The sequence below is a fragment of the Micromonospora sp. CPCC 205561 genome (assembly GCF_036906775.1).
Lineage (GTDB): Bacteria > Actinomycetota > Actinomycetes > Mycobacteriales > Micromonosporaceae > Micromonospora.
Genome location: NZ_JBAKHV010000010.1, coordinates 64,163 through 86,418 on the forward strand (window position 1 = coordinate 64,163; position 22,256 = coordinate 86,418).

Sequence of the window (22,256 nt, forward strand, 5' to 3'; positions counted from 1 at the left end):
CGGCCGGGCGACGTAGGCTGGCCGGCGTGACCACGAGTTCCTCCCGCTCCACCGAGACCGACCTCGGGCGCACCCGTCGCGCCCGGCGGATCGGCCGGGTGCTGACCGAGACCCACCCCGACGCGCACTGTGAACTGGACCACTCCAATCCCCTGGAGCTGGCCGTCGCGACGATCCTCTCCGCGCAGTGCACGGACAAGAAGGTCAACGAGGTCACCCCGAAGCTCTTCGCCCGCTATCCGACCGCCGCCGACTACGCGGGGGCGGACCGGGCGGAGCTGGAGGAGCTGATCCGGCCCACCGGCTTCTACCGCAACAAGACCGACTCGCTGATCCGGCTCGGCCAGAGCCTCGTGGAGCGGTACGACGGCCGGGTCCCCGGCAGGCTCGCCGACCTGGTGACCCTGCCCGGCATCGGCCGCAAGACCGCCAACGTCATCCTCGGCAACGCCTTCGAGGTCCCGGGGATCACCGTCGACACCCACTTCCAGCGGCTCGTCCAGCGCTGGCGGCTGACCGCCGAGACCGACCCGGTCAAGATCGAGCACGCGATCGGGGCGCTCTTCCCCCGGCGCGACTGGACCATGCTGTCGCACCGGATCATCTTCCACGGCCGGCGGGTCTGCCACGCCCGCAAGCCGGCCTGCGGGGCCTGCACGCTGGCGAGGCTCTGCCCGTCGTACGGCACCGGCCCGACCGAGCCGCCGGCGGCGGCGAAGCTGCTCAAGGGGCCCCGGGCCCGGGAGCTGGCGGTGGCCGTGGGCGTCGACCCGGAGCTGGTGCCGGTCCAGGCCGTCGCGGCGGAGGCCCCGTGAGCGCGAGGAGAGAGCCGGTGTCCCGGGCCCCCCGGTCGCGAACCACGGTGAACCGATGAACCGTCGGCTCGCCGCCCTGCTCGTGCCCGTGCTGCTGGCCGTCGGCGGCTGCACCGCCGGCGCCGAGGAACAGCAGGAGCCCGGCCCGTCCGGTCGGCAGGGGGCGGCCGCCAGCCGGCCCTCGCCCTTCCAGGACTGCTCGGCGCTCGGCACGCCGCCCGCGTCCGCCCCGGCCACCCCGCCCGGGGGCGGCGGCCAGGCGCTGCCCGCGCTGACGCTGAACTGCTTCACCGGTGGCGCCCCGGTCGCCCTGCGGGACCTGCGCGGCCCCGCGGTGGTCAACGTCTGGGCCTCCTGGTGCCCGCCCTGCCGCGAGGAGCTGCCGGCGTTCCAGCGGCTCAGCGAGCGAGCCGCCGGCCGGCTCCAGGTGATCGGCGTCAACAACCAGGACGGCCGCGAGTCCGCGCAGGCCATCGGCGAGGACTTCGGCATCCGCTTCCCCGTCCTCGTCGACCAGGGCGAGTCGTTCAAGCGGGCGCTCAACCGCAAGGCCGTGCCCTTGACCGTCTTCGTGGACGGGCAGGGCCGCGTCCGGCACGTCGACTCCTCCGGGGCGCTCGACGACGCCCGCCTCGCCGAGCTGGTCCGGCGGCACCTCGGCGTGACGGTGCCCGCGTGAGCCGCCGGTGGGCGCGGTGGGGCGCGGGGGTGCCGGCGTGAGCCGGCGACCGCCGGGCTGGTTCGATCCGCTGCTGGCCCGGCTCGGCAGCGCGCGCAGCGAGGACTTCACCCAGCTGGTCACCCCGGAGAGCGGGGGCAGGGAGAGCGCCGTGCTGGTGCTGCTCGGCGAGGAGCCGGGCGCCGGCCCGGACGTGCTGATCCTCCAGCGGGCGGCGACCCTGCGCAACCACGCCGGCCAGCCCGCCTTCCCGGGTGGCGCGGCCGACCCGGAGGACGCCGACGTCCGGGCGACCGCGCTGCGCGAGGCGAACGAGGAGGTCGGCCTCGACCCGGCCAGCGTCACCGTCCTGGCCGAGCTGCCGAAGCTCTGGATCCCGGTCAGCGACTTCGTGGTCACTCCGGTGCTCGCCTGGTGGCACGCGCCGCACCCCGTGCACCCCCGGGAGCCGGCCGAGGTGGCGCACGTGGCCCGGCTGCCGGTCGCCGAGCTGGTCGACCCGGCCAACCGGATGCGGGTGCGGCACCCGAGCGGGTGGATCGGCCCGGCCTTCTCCGCACGCGGCATGCTGGTCTGGGGCTTCACCGCCGGCGTACTGGCCACGTTGCTGGAGATGGGCGGCTGGGCCCGGCCCTGGCCGCGCGACCGGGTGGTCGACCTGCCGCCGACCCGGGCCACGCCGGCGCCCTCGGCCGGCACCGACACCGTCGACGAGACCCCGGTGCGCTGACCCGACGGCCCGCCTTCGCAAGCGAAGGTCATCGGTGAGCCCGCTGCCCGTACGCTTGACGGGTGTCCGCCGTGGATCTCGTACTGCTGCTGCTCATGCTCGTGTTCGCGATCAGCGGATACCGCCAGGGCTTCGTCATCGGCGTGTTGTCGTTCTCCGGCTTCTTCCTGGGCGCGCTGGTGGGCCTCCAGCTCGGGCCGCTGCTGGCACAGCAGTTCGTCGACAGCGGCACCCGGGTGCTGATCTCCCTGGTGGCGGTCTTCGGGCTGGCGGTGGTCGGCCAGGCGGTCGCCGGCTGGCTCGGCTCGCACGTGCGCAAGACGATCACCAGCGAGGTCGGGCGGCGGGTCGACGACGTCGGCGGGGCCTTCGTGTCGCTCTTCGCCGTGCTGCTGGTCGCCTGGCTCGTCGCGGTGCCCCTCGGCTCGTCGTCGCTGCCCTGGCTGGCCTCCTCGGTGCGCAACAGCGCGCTGCTCACCGTGGTCGACCGGGTCCTGCCGGACCAGGCGCAGCAGCTCTCCACGGCGCTGCGGGAGACCGTCGACACCAACGGATTCCCGGACGTCTTCGGCGACCTGGCGCCCACCCGGGCCCGCCAGGTGTCCCCGCCCGACCCGGCGCTCGCCGGCTCGCAGGTGGTGGTGAACAGCCAGCGTTCGGTGGTCAAGGTGCTCGGCTCCGCCCCGAGCTGCTCGCGCCGGATCGAGGGCTCCGGCTTCGTCTACGCCGACGACCGGGTGATGACCAACGCCCACGTCGTGGCCGGCACCCGCTCCACCGTCGTCGAGCTGAACGGCGACCGGTACGACGCCAAGGTGGTCGTCTACGACCCCGACCGGGACCTGGCCGTGCTGCACGCGCCCGGGCTGCCCGGCCCGTCGATGCGCTTCGCCGCCGGCAACGCGGGCAGCGGCGCGGACGCCATCGTGCTGGGCTTCCCGCTCGACGGCCCCTACAACGCGCAGTCGGCGCGGGTGCGGGACGTCGACCGGATCACCGGGCCCGACATCTACTCGGCCGGCAACGTGACGCGGGAGGTCTACACGATCCGGGCGCTCGTGCAGAGCGGCAACTCCGGCGGCCCGCTGGTCTCGTCGAACGGCCTGGTGCTCGGGGTGATCTTCGCGGCGGCGGCCGACGACCCCAACACCGGCTTCGCGGTCACCGCCGCCGAGGCCCGCCCGGTCGCCCTGGCCGGCGCCGAACGCACCCGTGCCGTCGGCACCGGCGAGTGCACCTGAGCCGCCTCGGCGGCGCGCACCGCCCGTCGACCCGGCGGCCCCGGGCGCCGGCGGCGGGCCCCAGGCCTGACCGGCGGGCGCCGGCAAGGTGCCGTCCGCCCTGACCGGCCGGCGCCGGCAACGGGCCGTCCGCCTGATCGGCGTCGGTCAGCGCCGGGCGGAAGGGGTCGCCTGCCAGACAGTGAGGGCGGCGGCGGTCGCGGCCACCACGGCCGCGCCCAGCAGCCAGCCGGCCAGCACGTCGCTGGTCCAGTGCACGCCGAGGGCCACCCGGCTGAACCCGGTGACCAGGGCGAGCAGCAGCGCGGCCGTCCACACCGCCCGACGGGCGGCCGGCCCCACCAGCGGGAGGAACACCACCAGCAGCACCCCGGCGGCGAGGGCGGCGTTGAGCGCGTGCCCGGACGGGAAGGCCAGGCCGGGCGCCTCGGCCACCGCGTCGGGCAGATCCGGCCGGGGCCGGCCGACGAGCAGCTTGAGCAGCGGACCGAGCAGGCCGCCGACGGCCATGGTGACGGCCACCCAGACCGCCAGCCGCCGGGCGCCCCGCCGGACCAGCCAGACGACCAGGACCAGGGCCGCGGCGCGCAGCGGCATCGGGGCGAACACGTCGGTCCAGAGCGCCAGCAGGCGTACCCACCCGGGATGCTCGGCGGCGTAGCCGACCAGCGCGTCGGTGACCGCCGTGTCCAGCCGCCGCAGCGGGGACCAGTCCCCCAGGACCAGGGCCGCCAGCAGGGCGAACGGCACCGCCACCAGGAACGCGGCCCCGGCGGCGAGGGTCAGTCGCAGCCCCCGCGGGTGCTCCCGGTGCAGGCGACGGCCGCGCCACGACGGCGGTGCGGCGAGGCTGTGCGGGCCGGTGCTGCTCATGGGAATCGTCCTACCCACGAGGCGGCTCCGTCAGACCCGGTACGCGCCGGCCGGGTCCTTCCCGCCCCGCCCGGGGCCCAGACGGCCCCGGCCGCCCGCTCAGTGCCCGGGCGGCCGTCGCCACGTCGGGGCGGGACGCCGGGGGTGGGCCAGCGGAGTCCACCGCCGGAACCGGCGCACCACGAGCGCCGCCCCGGTCAGCAGGGCGACGAGGAGCACGGCCCCGGTCCAGAGCCGTTCCGGCGTGGCGTCCTCGTGCGCGCCGGCGGGCTGCGCGCTCCACCGGGTCTGCTGGCGCGGCGCGCCGAAACCGAGCTGGTCGCCGATCCCCGCGACCTCGGGCCGCGTCGACCCCGGGGCCGGGCCGAACCCGACCACCCCCGGGGAGGACTGGTCGTCCAGCGGGTTGCGCCCCACCGGGGAGACCTCGGCGTCCAACGCGGCGACCGGGTCGACCATGCCGTACCCGAAGCGGTCGTCCCGACCGGTCGGGCCGATGTCGCGGGCGGTGTTGAGCAGCCGGTTGACCACGTCGCCGGCGGACATCTCCGGGTAGCGCGCCCGCACCAGCGCGGCGGTGGCGGCGACCAGGGGCGCCGCGAAGCTGGTGCCCTGCACCCGCCAGTAGCCGCCCGGCCGGGCCCCCACCAGCCCCGTCGCCGGCGCGGTGAGCGCGGTGGCCCGCCCGGTGATCGACCCGGACCAGAGGTTGTCGCTGTCGCGCTCGGACCCGGCGACCGCGATGACGCCGGGCTCGCGGGCCGGGTACCAGACCTTGGCGTTGGCCGAGCTGCCCAGGTTGCCGGTGCAGGCCACCACGACGACGTCCCGGACGAAGGCGTAGTCGAGCGCGGCCGCCAGCGCGGGGCTGTCGCCGCTACCGCCGAGAGACAGGTTGATCACGCGGGCGCCGTTGTCGACGGCCCAGCGGACGCCCTTGGCGACGATCAGCGCGTCGTCGTAGCGGTTCTCGGCGTCGAGGACGCGCACCGGCAGGATCCGGGCGTCCGGCGCCAGGCCGACGGCGCCCCGCTTGTCGTCGTCCCGGCCGGCGATCAGCGCCGCCACGGTGGTGCCGTGACCGACCGGGTCGGGGCCGCCGGGCGAGCCGGGGGCGGCGACCAGGTCGAGGCCGGGCAGCACCTGCCCGGCCAGATCGGGGTGGGCGGCGTCCACCCCGGAGTCGACCACCGCGACGGTGACGCCCCGCCCGGTCGAGCTGCGCCACGCGGTCTTCGCCCGCAGCACGTCGAGCTGCCACTGCTCGTCGCGGACCTGGTCGGGGCGGCTCTGGCTGTCGGGGACCGCGAGCGCCGCCGGGACCGCGGCGACCGGCCGGCTGGCGGGGGGCGGGGCGGCGGCCGCGGCGGCAGGCCCGGCGACCGACACGACGACCGCCGCCACGCCGAGCCACGCGCCTCCGGCGATCCGCCTGGCCGCTGGCGGACAGCTGTGCCGCACGGTGGTCACATCCTCAAGGACATTCATCGGGACGCAAACATGACGATCGGAGATTACCGGTTCCCCGCCGCCCGGAGGGGCGTTCCGGGGACACCGGTCACGGCGGCGGCAGATGGGCCAGCTGGACCAGGCGTACGCCCTCGCGGCGGGTGACCAGCCGGCCGCGCCCGGGCGGCAGCGGGCCGGGTCTGACGGGGCCGACCAGCGCCCCCTCCTCCGGGCTGCCCGCCATCACCAGCCCCGCCGTGGAGAGCTCGCGCAGGCGCTGCACGAGCGGCTCGTACTGGGCGCGTCCGGCACCGCCCGAGCGGCGGACGAGCACCAGGTGCAGCCCGACGTCGCGGGCGTGCGGCAGGTGCTCCTCCAGCGCCCGCAGCGGGTTGGCCGGGCCGCTGGCGACCAGGTCGTAGTCGTCGACCAGCACGAACAGCTCCGGCCCCGACCACCACGACCGCTGCCGCAGCTGGACGGGAGTCACGTCGGGCCCCGGCGCCCGGGCCGCCATGTAGCCGGCGGCCGACTCGATCAGGTCGGTGGTGAACGCGGCCGCGGAGCCGTAGCCGATCAGGTGCGGCGGCGCCGACTCGGTGAGGTCCACCAGGCTGCGGCGGTAGTCGACCAGGATGATCCGGGCCTGCTCCGGGGTGAACCGGGTCATGATCGAGGTGGTCAGCGCGCGCAGGAACGACGACTTGCCGCACTCGGCGTCGCCGAAGACCACGAAGTGCGGCTCGGTCCCGAAGTCCAGCGCCACGGGTCGCAGGTCCGCCTCGGCGATCCCGACCGGGATGCGCAGGCCGGTGGTCGCGGTCAGGTCCAGCTCGGCGTACGGCAGCACCGGCGGGAGCAGCCGCACCGGGGGCGCGGCCGGCCCGCCCCAGCTCCCGGCTACCCGCTCGACCAGATCGGTCGTGTCGGCGTCGGCCGCGGTCAGCCGCGGAAGCGCGGTGAGGAAGTGCAGGCTCTCCGCCGTGATGCCCCGGCCGGCGCTCTTCTCCGGCACGTTCGCCGCCGCCCGGCGGGCCACCAGCGAGTCGGACGGATCGCCGAGGCGCAGCTCCAGCCGGGACCCGAAGAGGTCCCGGATCGCCGGCCGGAAGTCCAGCCAGCGCACCGCGGTCGCCACCACGTGCACCCCGTACGACAGGCCGCGGGTCGCCAGGTCGGTGACGAGCGGCTCCAGGTCGTCGTACTCGCCGCGCAGGGTGGCCCAGCCGTCGACCACCAGGAACACGTCGCCGAACGGGTCCGCGCCGGGCTGGTCGGTGCCGGCGAGCGCGGCGCGGCGCTGCCGCCAGGCGGCCATCGACTCCACGCCCAGCTCGGCGAAGCGCCGCTCCCGGTCGACGAGCAGCGTGGCGATCTCGCCGACCGTACGCCGCACGGCGGTCGGGTCGGCGCGGCCGGTGACCCCGCCGACGTGCGGCAGGTCGCGCAACGCGGCCAGCCCGCCGCCGCCGAAGTCGAGGCAGTAGACCTGCACCTCGGCGGGGGTGTGGGTGAGTGCCAGGGCGCAGATCAGCGTGCGCAGCGCGGTCGACTTGCCGCTCTGCGGCCCGCCGACGACGGCGACGTGCCCGGCGGAGCCCTCCAGAGCCAGCCAGTGCAGGTCGCGGCGCTGCTCGAAGGGCTTGTCGACCACCGCGACCGGCACCTGGAGCGCGCCGTGCAGCTCCGGGTTGCCGAAGGTGAGCCCACGCGACGGGTCGACGCCGACCGGGCCGAGCAGCTCGTCCAGCGTCGGCGCCCCGCCGAGCGGGGGGAGCCAGACCTGGTGGGCGGGCGGGCCCTGCCCGGCCAGCCGGCCGACCATCAGCTCCAGCAGGCTCTCGGTGCCGGCCTCGTCGGCCCTGGCCGGCAGGGCGGGCGGCCCGACGGGCTCCGGCTCGGGCACGAGGTGGGTGGAGAAGGCGAGCAGGCGCGGGGGCCCGGCGCCGCCCGCGCCGGTGGCCGCGTCGCGCCGGCGCAGTGCCCCCGAGACGTACGTGGCCTTGAACCGCACCAGCGGCTCCGTGCCGAAGCGGAGGTAGCCGTGGCCGGGGGAGCGAGGCAGCTCGTGCGCGTCCGGCACCCCGAGTACGGTGCGGGACTCCAGCGCGGAGAAGGTCCGCAGCCCGATCCGGTACGACAGGTGGGTGTCCAGCCCGCGCAGCCGCCCCTCCTCCAGTCGCTGCGAGGCCAGCAGCAGGTGCACGCCGAGCGACCGGCCCAGCCGGCCGATCTGCACGAACAGGTCGATGAAGTCCGGCTTGGCGGAGAGCAGCTCGGAGAACTCGTCGCAGACCAGCAGCAGTGACGGCAGCGGGGCGAGCGGGGTGCCGGCGGCCCTGGCCCGCTCGTAGTCGCGCAGGCTGGCGAAGTTGCCCGCCCGGCGCAGCAGCTCCTGGCGGCGGACCAGCTCACCGTTGATGGCGTCGACCATCCGGTCGACCAGCGGCAGCGCGTCGGCCAGGTTGGTGATCACGGCGGCGGTGTGCGGCAGCCGGTCGAACGAGGCGAAGGTGGCGCCGCCCTTGAAGTCGACCAGTACGAAGTTGAGCTGCTCCGAGCTGTGCGTGGCGGCCAGCCCGAGCACCAGTGTGCGCAGCAGCTCGGACTTGCCGGAGCCGGTCGCCCCGATCAGCAGGCCGTGCGGCCCCATCCCGTCCTGCGCCGACTCCTTCAGGTCCAGCTCGATGGCGCCGCCGTCGGTGCCCACCCCGATCGGCACCCGCAGCCGGTCCCGGGCGGAGCGGGGCGCCCACCCCTGCTCGGCGGTGAAGCTCTCCGGGTCGCCGAGGCCGAGCAGCTCGGGCAGCCCCGGCTCGGCGCCCGGCGCGGCGTCCGGGCCACGCGCGGCCGTGGCCAGCCGCAGCGGGGCCAGCCGCCGGGCGACGGCCTCCGCGTCGACCGGATCGAGCCGGTCCGCCGTGCCCACCTCGGCGTGCCCCTCGGCCGAGTGGGAGTGCAGCCGGCCGCCGCGCAGCTCCAGCAGCAGCGCGAAGCGGTCCAGCAGGCGTGGCGGCGGGGTGTCCAGGTCGATGACCGTCACGGCGTCGATGCCACCGTCGCCGGTCAGGTCGGTGGCGCCGGTCAGGTCGCCCCCGTCGAGCACCACGACGACGTGCGGGCCGTCCGTGGCCGGCCCGGCGGGGCTGAACCGGGACCGGCTGGCCAGCACCTCGTCCAGCAGCCTCTCCAGCTCGGCCGCGGCGGTGGTGACCAGCCGGACGGGGCCGAGCGCGTCGGTGCGGGTGGGGTGGTGGGCGTGCGGCAGCCACTTGACCCACTCCCAGACGGCCCGCCGTTCCGGCCCGGCGCAGACGGCGACGAGCAGCTCGTCCGGGGCGTGGAAGACCGCGAGCTGGACGAGCATGGCCCGGGCCAGCGCCTGGGCGGCCGGCCCGCCGTCCGTTCCGGCGCCCGCGGCGGTGTCGCGCACGAAGACCCGGGCGAAGCTGCGCAGCGAGAGCGCCACCGGCAGGTCGGGCACCACGGAGTAGGCGTCCAGGAACCTGCGCAGCGCGCCGGCGGTCATCGGTTCCAGTTCCTCCAGCGGCCGGGTGACCGGGGGGACCAGCGGGGTGGCGAGGGTCTGCGGGCCCACGGCGACCCGCACCACCGCGAAGTCCGGATCGGTGGGGCGGCGTTCCCAGACCCGGTGACTGTCGACGGTCGACCAGAGCCGACCCGGGTCCGGGTGCCGGTAGTAGAGCCCCGCGCGCTGCTGCCCGGCGTTCTGCCGGACCCGGCGCCGAAGCGCGCTCAGGTGCCGCAGGTAGTCGCGCCGGGCGGCCATCATCTCCGACTTCTTCGGGGTGCCGGAGGCGCTGCCCCACGACGTCACCAGCATGGCCAGGGAGGAGAGCCCGAACATGCCGCCGACCACGTAGGAGTACGCCCCGCCGCCGCGGCCGAACATCATCGCCATCGCCACCGTGCCGCCGAGCATCGGCAGCACCATGAGCAGCTGCTGCCAGCGTCCGCCGGGGACGGCGGGGATCTCCGGCGGCGCGTCCACCGGCAGCTCGCCGACCGGGATCTCCGGCGCCGGTCGGCGGGGTGGCCGCTTGATGACGACAGTGGACACTCGACCTCCTGACAGCGCTCGGTAACCCGAGCCTGGCTCATGGTAGGTAAAGTCCTCTCGTCCGCGCAGCCGCCAATCCCCGCCGGAGATGGAGATCAGTCGATGACGATCGGGCTGGCCCGGGTCACCATCAGCGCCCCGCAGCGGCGGGTGGACGTCGCGCTGCCCGAGCAGGTGCCCCTGGCCGAGCTGCTGCCGGAGGTGCTGCGGCACGCCGGCGAGGGGCTCGCCGACGACGGCGAACGGCACGGCGGCTGGGTGCTGCGGCGGACCGACGGCGCGGTGCTGGCCACCGCGCAGGCGCTGCTGCCGCAGGGGGTCCGCGACGGCGAGGTGCTGCACCTGGTGCCGGCCCGCGCGCAGTGGCCCGAGCTGGAGTACGACGACGTCGTCGAGGCGATCGCCGACGGCGCCCGGCGCCGCGGCGGGGCGTGGTCGCCCGCCGCCACCCGGGCCGCCGCCCTGGCCGGCGCGGCCGTTCCGCTGAGCGTCGGGCTGCTCGCCGTGGCGGCCGGCGGCCCGGCACACGAGGCGGCCCCGTCGGCCGCCGCCGTGGTGGCGCTGCTGCTCACCCTCGCCGGCGTGGTGGCGTCCCGGGCCCACGGGGACGGGCCGACCGGCGCGACCCTGGGCGGCTACGCCCTGCCCTACGCGGCCGTGGCGGGAGCCCTCGCGGTCGGCTCCGGCGACCCGGTGGGGCCGGTCCCGGGGCTGCGCTGGGTCGGCGCGCCCGAGCTGCTGGCCGGGTCGGTGGCGCTGCTGCTGGTGTCGGTGCTCGGCCTGGTCGGCGTGGCGACCCGGCTGCGGGTCTTCGTGGCGGGCGCCACCGTCGGGTCCGTCGGCGCCCTGGCCGCGCTCGGCGGGCTGCTGCTCAGCCCCGCCGGCACCGCGGCGGTCCTGCTCTGCGTGCTGGTCTTCGCGGTCGGGGCGATCCCGCTGCTGGCCATCCGGCTCGGCAAGGTGCCGCTGCCCCCGATCACCCTGCCCACCGGCGAGCAGGGCGGCGCCGACCGGGCTCGCGACCTGCCCGACCGGGACCGGGTCTACGCGGCCGTGGCCCGGACGGAGGAGATGCTCACCGGGATGCTGCTCGGCCACGCCCTGCTGGCCACCGCCGCCGCCGTGGTGCTCGCCCTCTCCGGCGGGGTGGCCGGCCGGTTGCTGGTGGCGGTCGCCGCGGCCGTGCTGCTGCTGCGCTCGCGGTTGTTCGTGTCGCTGCGCCACCGGACGCCGACCGTCGCCGCCGGCCTCGCCAAGTACGCCGTGCTCGGCGCCGTGCTCGTCGACCGCTCGGGCCCGGCCGGCCGGCTCGCCCTGGTCGTCGCCGGGCTGGCGCTGGCCCTGGTGGCGGTGGCCGCCGGCACCACGTACGCCCGCCGGCCGGTCTCCCCGTACGTCGGCCGGATCGCGGACCTGACCGACACCGCCCTGGTGGTGTCGGTGGTGCCCGTCGCCTGTGCGGTGCTCGGCCTGTACGAGCGGGCCCGGGGGCTGCTCGGCTGAGCGGCCCCCGGGCCCGTCGGTGGTCGGTGCCGGGTCAGTGCGCGGACTCGCCGCGCTCCTCGGCCTCCCGGGCGCGCCGGTACGACGCCACGATCTCCGCCTCGGCCTCGATCCGCCCCACCCAGGTGGCGCCCTCGACCGACTTGCCGGGTTCGAGGTCCTTGTAGACCTCGAAGAAGTGCTGGATCTCCAGCCGGTCGAACTCGCCGAGGTGGTGGATGTCGCGCAGGTGCTCCTGGCGCGGGTCCTCGTAGGGGACGCAGAGGACCTTGTCGTCGCCGCCCTTCTCGTCCGTCATCCGGAACATGCCGATGGTGCGGCACCGGATCAGGCAGCCCGGGAAGGTGGGCTCGGGGACCAGCACGAGCGCGTCCAGCGGGTCGCCGTCCTCGCCCAGCGTGCCCTCGATGAAGCCGTAGTCGGCCGGGTACTGCGTGGAGGTGAAGAGGGTGCGGTCCAGCCGGATCCGGCCGGTCGCGTGGTCGACCTCGTACTTGTTGCGGTGACCCTTGGGGATCTCAACCGTAACGTCGAAATCCATCTGCACGCTCCCTCGTCTGCCCACGCTGGCCAACGGAAACCAGCGGCCGCCGCTCCCCGTACGGATGAATGCCCATCCGCCCGCTCCGGCCGCCGCATAGTGTTCGGACCGAAGTAGTGTCACCCAAGCAGATTTTCGCGGGGGGAGGAGGGGGTCGTGGGGAGGGAAGATTCACACTACCGCCCGGATGTCGGCGCTGGGCGGGGTACCGGACGATCTGCTTCCGGCGGGGTCAGCGGGCGGTTCCCGGTGCCCGACGCGCACCTGCCCCGCACGGCCGGATCACCGGCCGGCCCCGACCCGGCCCCCGGGAACGACGTCCCGGCCGCTCCGGTGTCCGGCGCCGGCGAGGCCGGCCAAGACCCCGGCCCCCCGTCGCCCGACCTCTGGGCCGCCGCCGCGACCCGCCCCGCCGGCGGGGCGACCGACCCGGACGCCCCGGGCGCTGGCGGGTCGTCCGCGCCCGCGCCGGCCCCCCGCCGCCGGGCCCTGCCCGTCGCGCTGGCCGCGGTGCTCGCGCTGGTGCTGGCCGCCGTCGGGCTCGCCGTCGTCCGGCCGGGCCCGGTCGCGGACTGGCTGGGTGACGAGCCCGTCGACAGCGGCGCCGCCGCGCGGGCGGCCGAACCTGCCCCGGCGGCGGTGCTGGCCGGCGCGGACGCGAACGCTCCGCTGCCCACCGCCGAGGGCGTACGCGCGGCGCTCGCCCCGCTCGTGGGCGTGCCCGCCCTCGGTGACCGGGTGCACGTCTCGGTCGCCGACGTCGCGACCGGCCAGCCGCTCTTCGGCCGGGGCGAGGACGACGGCACCGTGCCGGCCTCGGTGACCAAGCTGGTGACCGGGGTGACGGTGCTCGCCGCGCGGGGTCCCGCGTACCGCGTGCCGACCCGGGCGGTCGCCGGCGCGGCCCCCGGCGAGGTGGTGATCGTCGGTGGCGGCGACCCCACGCTGGCGGTCGACCGGAAGGGCTTCTACCCCGGGGCGGCCCGCCTCGACGACCTGGCCGCCCAGGTACGACAGGCGCTCGGCGGCACGGAGCCGACGAAGGTGACGGTCGATTCGTCGCTCTACTCCGGCCCGGTCTTCGAGCCGGGGTGGGACGCCGACATTCCCACCGGCGGCTACGGCGGCGCGATCACGGCGCTGATGACCGACGGTGCCCGCAGCGACGTGCCGCGCGCGAAGAAGGACGAGGCGGCCGGCAACCACTGGGCCGAGCGGGTGGCCCAGCCCGACCTCGCCGCCGGTCGGGCCTTCGCCCGGCTGCTCGGCGTACCGGCCGACGCGGTCCGGCGCGGCACCGCCCCCGCCGCCGGTGCCGCGACCCCCGGCCCGGGAGCGGAGCTGGGCAGGGTCGAGTCGCTGCCGATGGTCCGGCTGGTCGACATCATGATCAGAGACAGCGACAACATCGTCGCCGAGGCGCTGGCCCGCCAGGTCGCGCTGGCCCGCAACCAGCCCGCCTCCTTCGTCGGCGCGGGCGCGGCGATGGACGCGGTGGCGGGCGAGTTGGGTCTGCCGGCCGACGAGCTGTCCCTGGCCGACGGCAGCGGCCTGTCGCGTACCAACCGGATCAGCCCCTCGCTGCTCACCGACCTGATCGCGCTCGCCGGCGACGGCAGTCGCCCCGAGCTGGCCGCGATCTTCGGCGGCCTGCCCGTCGCCGACTGGTCCGGCACCCTCGCCGGGCGGTACGGGACGGCGGCGACGAAGGCCGGCGCCGGGGTGGTCCGGGCCAAGACCGGGACGCTGACCAAGGTGCACGCCGTCGCCGGCCTGGTCAGCACGGCCGACGGCCGGTTGCTCACCTTCGCCGTGCTCACCGACGAGGTGCCCCCGGACGGGCTGGCTGCCGCCCGGGTGGCGCTCGACCGGATCGGCGCCGCCCTGGCCGGCTGCGGCTGCCGCTGAACTGGAGCCCGGGGTGCGACCGGCGTCGATCGCTCTGCGCGAGCCCGGGCCGGGGTGTCGCGGCGCGGGTACGGTGGGGTGCATGGCGCAGTTCGTGGACTGGGATCTGGCCGCCGCGACCGCGGGGGCGCTGAGCAAGTCGGGCCCCCGGGTGTCCTACACCGAGGCCACCGACGTCGTCGGTGACCTGCGGCGGTTGACCGACGAGGCGGCCGGGCACGTCGCCGACTACACGGGGCTGCGTTCGCAGGTGTCCCATCCGCCGGTGCGGGTGGTGGACCGGCGGGACTGGGCGGCCACCAACATCGCCGGGCTGCGCGAGGTGATCACCCCGCTGGTCGGGCGGCTCACCAAGGACAAGCAGCCCGGGGCGCTGACGGAGGCGATCGGTTCCCGGGTCACCGGCGTGCAGGCCGGCACCGTGCTGGCGTACCTCTCGGGCCGGGTCCTCGGCCAGTACGAGGTCTTCTCCGCCGACCCGGGCCAGCTGCTGCTGGTCGCGCCGAACATCGTCGAGGTCGAGCGGAAGCTGGGGGCCGACCCGCGGGACTTCCGGCTCTGGGTCTGCCTGCACGAGGTGACCCACCGCACCCAGTTCACCGCCGTGCCGTGGATGCGGGCGTACTTCCTCAGCGAGGTGCAGGCCTTCGTGGACGCGTCGTCGAGCGGCGGCGAGCACGTGCTGGAGCGGCTGCGCCGGGGCGTGGCCACCCTCTCCGACGCGGTGAAGGACCCGGAGAGCCGCACCAGCGTGCTGGACATCGTGCAGACCCCGGCGCAGCGGGCCGTGCTGGACCGGCTCACCGCGCTGATGACCCTGCTGGAGGGGCACGCCGAGTTCGTCATGGACGGCGTCGGCCCGCAGGTGGTGCCGAGCGTCGACCGGATCCGGGCGGCGTTCAACCGGCGCCGGGAGGCCGGCAACCCGCTGGAGAAGGCCATCCGCCGGCTGCTCGGCATCGAGGTCAAGATGCGCCAGTACGCCGAGGGCCGCAAGTTCGTGCACGGCGTGGTCGACCGGGTCGGCATGGACGGCTTCAACAAGATCTTCAGCTCGCCGCTCACCCTGCCCCGGCTGGAGGAGCTCGGCGACCCGGACGCCTGGGTGGCGCGGGTGCACGGGCCGGTCGGCCCGGCCCCGACCACCACCTGACCGTACGCCCGTGGCCGCGCTCGCCCCGCCGGTGGCCGCGATCCGGGTGGCGGTCCGCCGTGCCCTGGCCGACCTGCCGCCCGGCGGCCCGGTGCTGGTCGCCTGTTCGGGCGGCGCGGACTCGCTCGCGCTGGCCGTCGCCACCGCGTTCGTGGCACCCCGACTGGGCCGCGCCGCCGGCCTGGTGACGGTCGACCACGGCCTCCAGGAGGGGTCGGCCCGCCGGGCCGAGGCGGTGGTGAGCTGGGCCCACGAGGCCGGCCTGACGCCGGTCGAGTCGGTGCGGGTCGAGGTGGCCGGGCGGCCGGGCGGCCCCGAGGCGGCGGCCCGCGAGGCCCGCTACCAGGCACTGGCCCAGGCGGCCCACCGGCTCGGGGCGGCGGCCCTGCTCACCGGGCACACCCGCGACGACCAGGCCGAGACCGTGCTGCTCGCGCTCGCCCGGGGCGCCGGCCCGCGCGGCCTGGCCGGGATGCCCGCCCGGCGGGACCTCGACGGGGTGCCGCTGCTGCGCCCGCTGCTGGAGATCGGCCGGGAGCAGACCCGCTCGGCGTGCGCGCTGCTCGGGCTGACCCCGTGGGAGGACCCGCACAACGCCGACCCGTCGTACGCCCGGGCCCGCGTCCGGGCCGACGTGCTGCCCGCCCTGGCCCACGCGCTCGGGCCGGGGGTGCTGGAGAACCTGGCCCGGACGGCCCGCCTGGCGGCGGCCGACAACGCCCTCCTCGACGAGCTGGCCGGCGCCGCGCTGGCCGACGCCCGGCACCCCGACGGCGGATTGGCGGTACCGGCCCTGGCCGACCTCCCACCCGCGCTACGCGGCCGGGTGCTGCACGCCTGGGCCCGGGAGCTGGGCGCACCGCCGGCCGCCCTGTCGCACCGGCACGTGACCGCCCTGGACGCGCTGGTCACCCGCTGGCGAGGGCAGGGGGCGGCGCACCTTCCGGGCGGGCTGAGGGTGTCGCGCCGCGACGGCCGGCTCACCGCCATCGGTGCCCGCTGATCCGTCCGGCGACCGGGGCCCGGTCGCGGGGCCGCGGGATTCGCCGCGAGACGGTAGACATGGCGCATGGTGTACCCCCGACAGCCGCTCCTGGCGCCGCACGGCGCGGTGGCGACGAGCCAGCCGCTGGCCGCGGCGGCAGGCCTGGCGGTGCTGCGACGCGGCGGCAACGCCGTCGACGCGGCGCTGGCGACCGCGATCACGCTGACCGTGGTCCAGCCCCCCTCCAACGACATCGGCGGCGACCTGTTCGCGATCGTCTGGGACGGCGAGCGGCTGCACGGCCTCAACGCCTCCGGCCGGTCCCCGGCCGCCCTGACCCGCGAGCTGGTGCTCGACGCGACCGGCGGGCGGGGCGCGGCGCCGGTCGACGCCCTGGGCGGCACGCAGGGGTCCGGGCCGGCGATGCCCGCCCGGGGCTGGCTGCCGGTGACCGTGCCCGGCGCGCCGGCCGGCTGGCGCGATCTGCACGACAGGTTCGGCTCGCTGCCCTTCGCCGAGCTCTTCGCCGACGCGATCGGCTACGCCGAGCACGGCCATCCGGTCTCCGCGGGCGTCGCGACGATCTGGTCCCGCGCGCTCGCCGCCCGCGTCGACGCCACCGGGGCCGAGCTCGCGGAGTTCGGGCGGCTGTTCGCGCCCGGCGGCCGGGCGCCCCGGGCCGGGGAGCGGTGGCGCAACCCGGACGCGGCGCACACCCTGCGGCTGATCGCGGCCAGCGGCGCGGAGGACTTCTACCGGGGCCGGATCGCGGAGGCGCTGGCCGGGCACGCGGCCCGCACCGGCGGCCTGCTCACCGCCGACGACCTGGCCCGGCACACCTCGACCTGGGTGACCCCGATCTCCGCCGGCTACCGGGGGCACGAGGTCTGGGAGCTGCCGCCGAACGGGCAGGGCCTGGCCGCGCTGCTCGCCCTGCACATCCTGGACGGGGCGGAGCTCGCCGGGCTGCCCCTCGCCGAGCGGCTGCACCGGCAGATCGAGGCGATGAAGCTCGGCTACGCCGACGCCCACGCCCACGTCGCCGACCCCGAGCGGGTGCCGGTGCCCACGGCGGCGCTGCTCTCCGCGGAGTACGCGGCGGCCCGGCGCGCGCTGATAACCGATCGGGCCGGGGAGCCGACCGCCGGCGACCCGGAGCGCGGCGGCACGGTCTACCTCTGCACCGCCGACGCGGGCGGCATGATGGTGAGCCTGATCCAGTCGACCTACCTGGCCTTCGGCTCACGCGTGGTGCTGCCCGGGCACGGCTTCGCCCTGCAGAACCGGGGGCTCGGGTTCCGCCTGGACCCCGCGCACCCGAACGCGGTGGGGCCGGAGAAGCGGCCCTACCACACCATCATCCCCGGATTCCTCACCCGCGACGGGCGGCCCGTCGGCCCCTTCGGGGTGATGGGCGGGCACATGCAGCCGCAGGGGCACGTGCAGCTGGTCTCGGCGACGCTGGACGGCGGGCTCGATCCGCAGGCGGCGCTGGACGCGCCGCGCTGGTACTGGCACGCCGGCCGGTCGGTGCTGGTCGAGCCGGAGCTGGTCGCCACCGCCGAGGGGCGGGCCGCGGTCGCCGAGCTGCGGGCCCGGGGCCACGAGATCACCGTCGCGGAGGAGCCGGCGGTCTTCGGGCACGGGCAGGCGATCTGGCGGCTGCCGGACGGCGGCTACGTGGCCGGTTCGGAGCCCCGGGTGGGCGGCGGCGTGCTCGGCTGGTGACCCGCCGCCGTCAGCCGCTCAGGCTCCCACCCGGTCGCGGAAGGTGGCCCGGTACGTGTGCGGGCTGGCGCCGACCCGGCGGGCGAAGTGGTGCCGCAGCGCCGCCGAGTCGCCGAAGCCGGCCCGGTCCGCGACGGCCTCGACGCTGAGCCCGGTCTCCTCCAGCAGGCGTCGGGCCAGCAGCACCCGCTGGTTGGTCAGCCAGTCGTGCGGCGTGGTGCCCGTCTCGGCGCGGAACCGCCGGGCGAACGTGCGCGGCGACATCTCCGCCCGGGCGGCCAGCTCGTCGACGGTCACCGGCCGGTCGAGGTGCCCCATCAGCCACTCCAGCACCGGCTCCAGGGTCGGCGCCTCGGGGGTCTTGGGGATGGGCGCCTCGACGTACTGGGCCTGCCCGCCGTCGCGGTGCGGGGGCACCACCATCCGGCGGGCCAGCCGGGTGGCCGTCGCGGAGCCGTGCTCCTGGCGCACCAGGTGCAGGCAGGCGTCGATGCCGGCCGCGGTGCCGGCACTGGTGAGCAGCCGGTCGTCCTGCACGTAGAGCGAGTTGCACCGGACCCGGGCGGTCGGGTGGCGGCGCTGCAACTCGTCGACGTACCGCCAGTGGGTGGTGCACTCCCGGCCGTCGAGCAGGCCGGCCTGGCCCAGCACGAACGCCCCGGAGCAGACGCTGAACATGTACGCCCCCCGGTCGGCGGCCCGGCGCAGCGCGGCGAGCACCGGGGCCGGAACGGTGGCGCCGCCGTGGTGGGCCGGCACGGCGACCAGGTCGGCCTCGTCGACCGGGCCGAGGTCGGCGTGCGGGGTGAGGTGGAATCCCGACGACGTGCGGACCGGGGCCCCCTCCGGGCTGCACACGCGAAAGTCGTAGCCGGGGAAGCCGTCGTCCGTGCGGTCGGTCCCGAAGACCTCGGCGAGGACCCCGAGCTCGAACGTGGCGACCCGGTCCAGGGCGAGGACGGCGACCGATCTGAGCATGTGACGAGGGTAACCGCGCGGCTGGCAGGAAATCGAGGGGGAGTGGCATTCCTGCCACTGTCCCGGCCTCAAGCGGCGGTGGAGACTGGTTCCAGTCCGGTGCGCACCGGCGGCGAAACCGACAGCAACCACGCGAAAGCGAGCGCCGCCATGGAGATCCTGCTCTTCCTCTTCTTCTTCGTCCTCCTCGCCGTGGCCTCGGTCGCCGGCCTCACCGCCGACAGCCGGGACTCGGCCGACTGGAAGCCGTCCGACGACGGCCGCCGCTGGCGGTCGCGGGCCTGCTGAGGTGATTGGTCCTCGATGTGAGGTTCATCCGGGGCGGGACCGCGCCAAAAGGGGCGGCCCCGCCGACGGAGGCCATCCGGCGTACGGCAGGCTAGGAGCCATGGCTGACGGCTCCTGGTACGACGCCGACATCGACCACGTGATCATCTCCGAGGCCCAGATCCGCGAGAAGACAGCGGAACTCGCCAAGCAGGTCTCGGCGGACTACGCCGACGTCGATGACGGGCTCCTGCTGGTCTGCGTCCTCAAGGGCGCGGTGATGTTCATGGCCGACTTCGCCCGGGCACTGGGCCGTAACGGGCCGCCGGCCGAGCTGGACTTCATGGCCATCTCCTCCTACGGTCAGGGCACCACCTCCTCCGGGGTGGTCCGCATCCTCAAGGACCTCGACCGGGACATCGCCGGTCGGCACGTGGTCGTGGTCGAGGACATCGTCGACTCCGGCCTGACCCTCTCCTGGCTGCTGCGCTACCTGGAGTCCCGCTCGGCCGCGAGCGTCGAGGTGGTCGCGCTGTTCCGCAAGCCGGACGCGGTCAAGGTGCCGGTCCCGGTGAAGTACGTCGGCTTCGACATCCCGACGGAGTTCGTCGTCGGTTACGGCCTCGACTTCGGCGAGCGCTACCGCGAGCTGCCCTACGTCGGGGTGCTCAAGCCCGAGGTCTACGCCCGGACCTGAGCCCCGCCCCCGCCCCCGCCCCCGCCCCCGGCCGGCGCCCGAGCCCCGCTCGCATCGGCGTCCATCGAGCGGACGTTCAGCGGGCTCTCAGCGAATCGGACTACGGTAGAGGCCGGTGGCGTGGAGGCACCCTCCATGCCCGACCCTCGAACCGCGGAACCGGGCGGTCGGAGGCGGGCGCGGAGTCCCCGTCACGCCGGCTGGACCCGGTTCGCCGACGCGTTGGTCTGGGCTCGCAGGCGCGCTCCCCGCGCGCACGATGTTCGCTTCGTGCGTGACTGCGGGGCTCGCGGGCTTGTTCCCCGCGCGCACATGTTCGCTTTGTGCGTGACTGCGGGGCTCGCGGGCTTGCTCCCCGCGCGCACATGTTCCCTTTGTGCGCGACTGCGGGGCTCGCAAGCTCACTCCTCGCGCGCACGGTGTACCGTCGAATGACCGCGGCGCGGTAGTTTCGCGCCTCGGGGTCGAGCCGGCCCGCAAGGCGGCTCCGGCCGCCGCCCCGGGCGGCGACACCATCAGACGGTCAGGACGTCGATCAGGAGGATGCGGGCGCCTCGGCGCTCGACAACAGCATGGAACGTACGCGTTTCTTCCGCCGACCGGTGGTCTGGATCATCCTGGTCATCCTCGGCGCCGTTGTGCTCAGTCAACTGTTCACCGCTGGTCCCAGCTACCACCGGGTGGACACTTCCGTTGCGCTCGACCAGCTCAACACCGGCAAGATCAAGAAGGTCGTCTTCCAGGACAAGGAACAGACGATCCAGCTCGACCTGGAACAGAAGGCCAAGTTCGGTGACACGAACACCGACCGGATCGAGGCGCAGTTCCCGTACGAGGTCGGCGCCGAGGTCTGGAACGAGGTGCTTGAGGCCAAGGCGAACAACCGGGTCACCGGCCCGGCCGACGCCAAGGTGTCGTCCGACAGCATCTGGGTGAGCCTGCTGGTCAACCTGCTCCCGATCGCCCTGCTGGTGCTCCTGCTGCTCTTCTTCATGTCGCAGATGCAGGGCGGCGGCTCCCGGGTGCTCAACTTCGGCAAGTCCAAGGCGAAGATGATCACCAAGGACACGCCGAAGACCACGTTCGCGGACGTGGCCGGGGCCGAGGAGGCCGTCGAGGAGCTGCACGAGATCAAGGACTTCCTGCAGAACCCGGCGAAGTACCAGGCCCTGGGCGCCAAGATCCCGAAGGGCGTGCTGCTCTTCGGCCCGCCCGGCACCGGTAAGACGCTGCTGGCCCGCGCGGTCGCCGGCGAGGCCGGGGTGCCGTTCTACTCGATCTCCGGCTCGGACTTCGTGGAGATGTTCGTCGGTGTCGGCGCCAGCCGGGTCCGCGACCTCTTCGAGCAGGCCAAGGCGAACGCCCCGGCGATCGTCTTCGTCGACGAGATCGACGCCGTCGGCCGCCACCGCGGCGCCGGCATGGGCGGCGGTCACGACGAGCGCGAGCAGACCCTCAACCAGCTGCTCGTCGAGATGGACGGCTTCGACACCAAGGGCGGGGTCATCCTGATCGCCGCCACCAACCGGCCGGACATCCTCGACCCGGCGCTGCTGCGCCCGGGCCGCTTCGACCGGCAGATCCCGGTCGACGCCCCCGACATGGAGGGCCGCAAGGCGATCCTGCGGGTGCACGCCAAGGGCAAGCCGTTCACCCCCGACGTCGACCTCGACGCGGTGGCGCGGCGCACCCCGGGCTTCAGCGGTGCCGACCTGGCCAACGTGATCAACGAGTCCGCGCTGCTCACCGCCCGCAAGGACCAGCGGGCGATCACCAACGACTCCCTGGAGGAGTCGATCGACCGGGTGATCGCCGGTCCGCAGCGCCGCACCCGGGTGATGAGCGACCAGGAGAAGAAGATCACCGCGTACCACGAGGGTGGGCACGCGCTGGTCGCCTGGGCGCTGCCGCACGCCGCGCCGGTGCACAAGGTGACGATCCTGTCCCGCGGCCGGTCGCTCGGGCACACCCTGGTCCTCCCCACGGAGGACAAGTACACCCAGACCCGCGCCGAGATGGTCGACACCCTGGCGTACGCGCTGGGTGGCCGGGCCGCCGAGGAGCTGGTCTTCCACGAGCCGACCACCGGCGCCGGCAATGACATCGAGAAGGCCACCCAGCTGGCCCGCGCGATGATCACCCAGTACGGCATGAGCTCGAAGCTCGGCGCGATCAAGTACGGCACCAGCGGAGACGAGCCGTTCCTCGGCCGGAACATGGGCCACGAACGGGACTACTCCGACGTCGTCGCCGCGGAGATCGACGGCGAGATGCGGGCGCTGATCGAGCTGGCCCACGACGAGGCCTGGGAGATCCTGGTGGAATACCGGGACGTCCTGGACAACATCGTGCTGGAGCTGATGGAGAAGGAGACCCTCTCCACCGCCGACATGGCCCGGATCTGTGCCCGGGTCGCCAAGCGTCCGCCGATGGCGCCGTACCACGGCTTCGGCAAGCGCCAGCCCTCCACCGAACCGCCGGTGCTCACGCCGACGGAGAAGGAGGCGCTCAAGGTGCAGGCCCAGACCGACGGCGCGGAGGCCACGGTGGGCGGCAGCAGCCCGAACAGCAACAACTCGGACGGTACGCACTGAGCACCGACCCGACGGCCAGTTCCCGGGAGGACCG

17 protein-coding genes are annotated in these 22,256 nt (G+C 75.5%); 12 read left to right on the forward strand and 5 right to left on the reverse strand.

What is annotated here, in order from left to right; genetic code table 11:
- Positions 1-26: 26 nt before the first annotated feature.
- The 4 genes from nth (at position 27) to V6V16_RS08720 (ending at position 3,465) form a co-directional block, all read left to right on the forward strand.
- Positions 27-815 (forward strand): endonuclease III, encoded by a 789-nt coding sequence (gene nth, locus V6V16_RS08705; RefSeq protein ID WP_334561247.1) that lies wholly within the window; start codon positions 27-29, stop codon positions 813-815.
- 55 nt (positions 816-870) lie between these two features.
- Positions 871-1,494, forward strand: a complete 624-nt coding sequence (locus tag V6V16_RS08710) for a TlpA family protein disulfide reductase (RefSeq protein WP_334561249.1) — start codon at positions 871-873, stop codon at positions 1,492-1,494.
- A gap of 37 nt (positions 1,495-1,531) precedes the next feature.
- Entirely contained in the window at positions 1,532-2,224 is a 693-nt protein-coding gene (locus V6V16_RS08715) for an NUDIX hydrolase (RefSeq protein ID WP_334561251.1), read from the forward strand.
- A 62-nt stretch (positions 2,225-2,286) separates the two neighbouring features.
- The gene (locus V6V16_RS08720; RefSeq protein ID WP_334561253.1) at positions 2,287-3,465 is read left to right on the forward strand and encodes a MarP family serine protease; all 1,179 of its coding nucleotides are present in this window, start codon (positions 2,287-2,289) and stop codon (positions 3,463-3,465) included.
- Between the two features lie 147 nt (positions 3,466-3,612).
- Here the strand turns inward: V6V16_RS08720 and V6V16_RS08725 are convergent, their stop codons facing one another.
- From V6V16_RS08725 to eccCa, 3 genes are all read right to left on the reverse strand, one after another.
- Positions 3,613-4,338, reverse strand: a complete 726-nt coding sequence (locus tag V6V16_RS08725) for a phosphatase PAP2 family protein (protein ID WP_334561255.1) — start codon at positions 4,336-4,338, stop codon at positions 3,613-3,615.
- Positions 4,339-4,437: 99 nt separating this feature from the next.
- Complete coding sequence (mycP, locus tag V6V16_RS08730) at positions 4,438-5,826, reverse strand: type VII secretion-associated serine protease mycosin (RefSeq protein ID WP_334561257.1); 1,389 nt, start codon at positions 5,824-5,826, stop codon at positions 4,438-4,440.
- Positions 5,827-5,896: 70 nt separating this feature from the next.
- Positions 5,897-9,868: a type VII secretion protein EccCa gene (gene eccCa, locus V6V16_RS08735; RefSeq protein ID WP_334561259.1), complete on the reverse strand. Its 3,972-nt coding sequence runs from the start codon at positions 9,866-9,868 to the stop codon at positions 5,897-5,899.
- Positions 9,869-9,970: 102 nt separating this feature from the next.
- Here eccCa and eccD point away from each other — a divergent pair, with 102 nt between their 5' ends.
- Positions 9,971-11,371 carry a type VII secretion integral membrane protein EccD gene (eccD, locus tag V6V16_RS08740; RefSeq protein ID WP_334561261.1) on the forward strand — a complete coding sequence of 467 codons (1,401 nt, stop codon included), beginning with the start codon at positions 9,971-9,973 and terminating at the stop codon, positions 11,369-11,371.
- A 34-nt stretch (positions 11,372-11,405) separates the two neighbouring features.
- Here eccD and V6V16_RS08745 read toward each other — a convergent pair whose 3' ends face one another.
- A complete protein-coding gene (locus V6V16_RS08745) occupies positions 11,406-11,912 on the reverse strand; it encodes an inorganic diphosphatase (protein ID WP_334561263.1) in 507 nt (168 codons plus the stop codon).
- A gap of 156 nt (positions 11,913-12,068) precedes the next feature.
- On the opposite strand from V6V16_RS08745, the gene dacB reads away from it, so the two are divergent.
- From dacB to V6V16_RS08765, 4 genes are all read left to right on the forward strand, one after another.
- Positions 12,069-13,820 (forward strand): D-alanyl-D-alanine carboxypeptidase/D-alanyl-D-alanine endopeptidase, encoded by a 1,752-nt coding sequence (gene dacB / locus V6V16_RS08750; protein WP_442934049.1) that lies wholly within the window; start codon positions 12,069-12,071, stop codon positions 13,818-13,820.
- Between the two features lie 82 nt (positions 13,821-13,902).
- A complete protein-coding gene (locus V6V16_RS08755; protein ID WP_334561265.1) occupies positions 13,903-14,973 on the forward strand; it encodes a zinc-dependent metalloprotease in 1,071 nt (356 codons plus the stop codon).
- Positions 14,974-14,983: 10 nt separating this feature from the next.
- Positions 14,984-15,976 (forward strand): tRNA lysidine(34) synthetase TilS, encoded by a 993-nt coding sequence (tilS, locus tag V6V16_RS08760; RefSeq protein WP_334561267.1) that lies wholly within the window; start codon positions 14,984-14,986, stop codon positions 15,974-15,976.
- A gap of 66 nt (positions 15,977-16,042) precedes the next feature.
- Positions 16,043-17,686: a gamma-glutamyltransferase family protein gene (locus V6V16_RS08765; RefSeq protein WP_334561268.1), complete on the forward strand. Its 1,644-nt coding sequence runs from the start codon at positions 16,043-16,045 to the stop codon at positions 17,684-17,686.
- A gap of 18 nt (positions 17,687-17,704) precedes the next feature.
- On the opposite strand, the gene V6V16_RS08770 is transcribed toward V6V16_RS08765, so the two are convergent.
- Entirely contained in the window at positions 17,705-18,664 is a 960-nt protein-coding gene (locus tag V6V16_RS08770; protein WP_334561269.1) for a GlxA family transcriptional regulator, read from the reverse strand.
- 150 nt (positions 18,665-18,814) lie between these two features.
- Here V6V16_RS08770 and V6V16_RS08775 point away from each other — a divergent pair, with 150 nt between their 5' ends.
- The 3 genes from V6V16_RS08775 (at position 18,815) to ftsH (ending at position 22,222) form a co-directional block, all read left to right on the forward strand.
- On the forward strand, positions 18,815-18,952 hold the full coding sequence (locus tag V6V16_RS08775; protein WP_334561271.1) for a hypothetical protein: 138 nt from the start codon (positions 18,815-18,817) through the stop codon (positions 18,950-18,952).
- 100 nt (positions 18,953-19,052) lie between these two features.
- A complete protein-coding gene (gene hpt / locus V6V16_RS08780) occupies positions 19,053-19,628 on the forward strand; it encodes a hypoxanthine phosphoribosyltransferase (protein WP_334561273.1) in 576 nt (191 codons plus the stop codon).
- A 572-nt stretch (positions 19,629-20,200) separates the two neighbouring features.
- Positions 20,201-22,222: an ATP-dependent zinc metalloprotease FtsH gene (gene ftsH / locus V6V16_RS08785; RefSeq protein ID WP_334561275.1), complete on the forward strand. Its 2,022-nt coding sequence runs from the start codon at positions 20,201-20,203 to the stop codon at positions 22,220-22,222.
- Positions 22,223-22,256 lie beyond the last annotated feature (34 nt).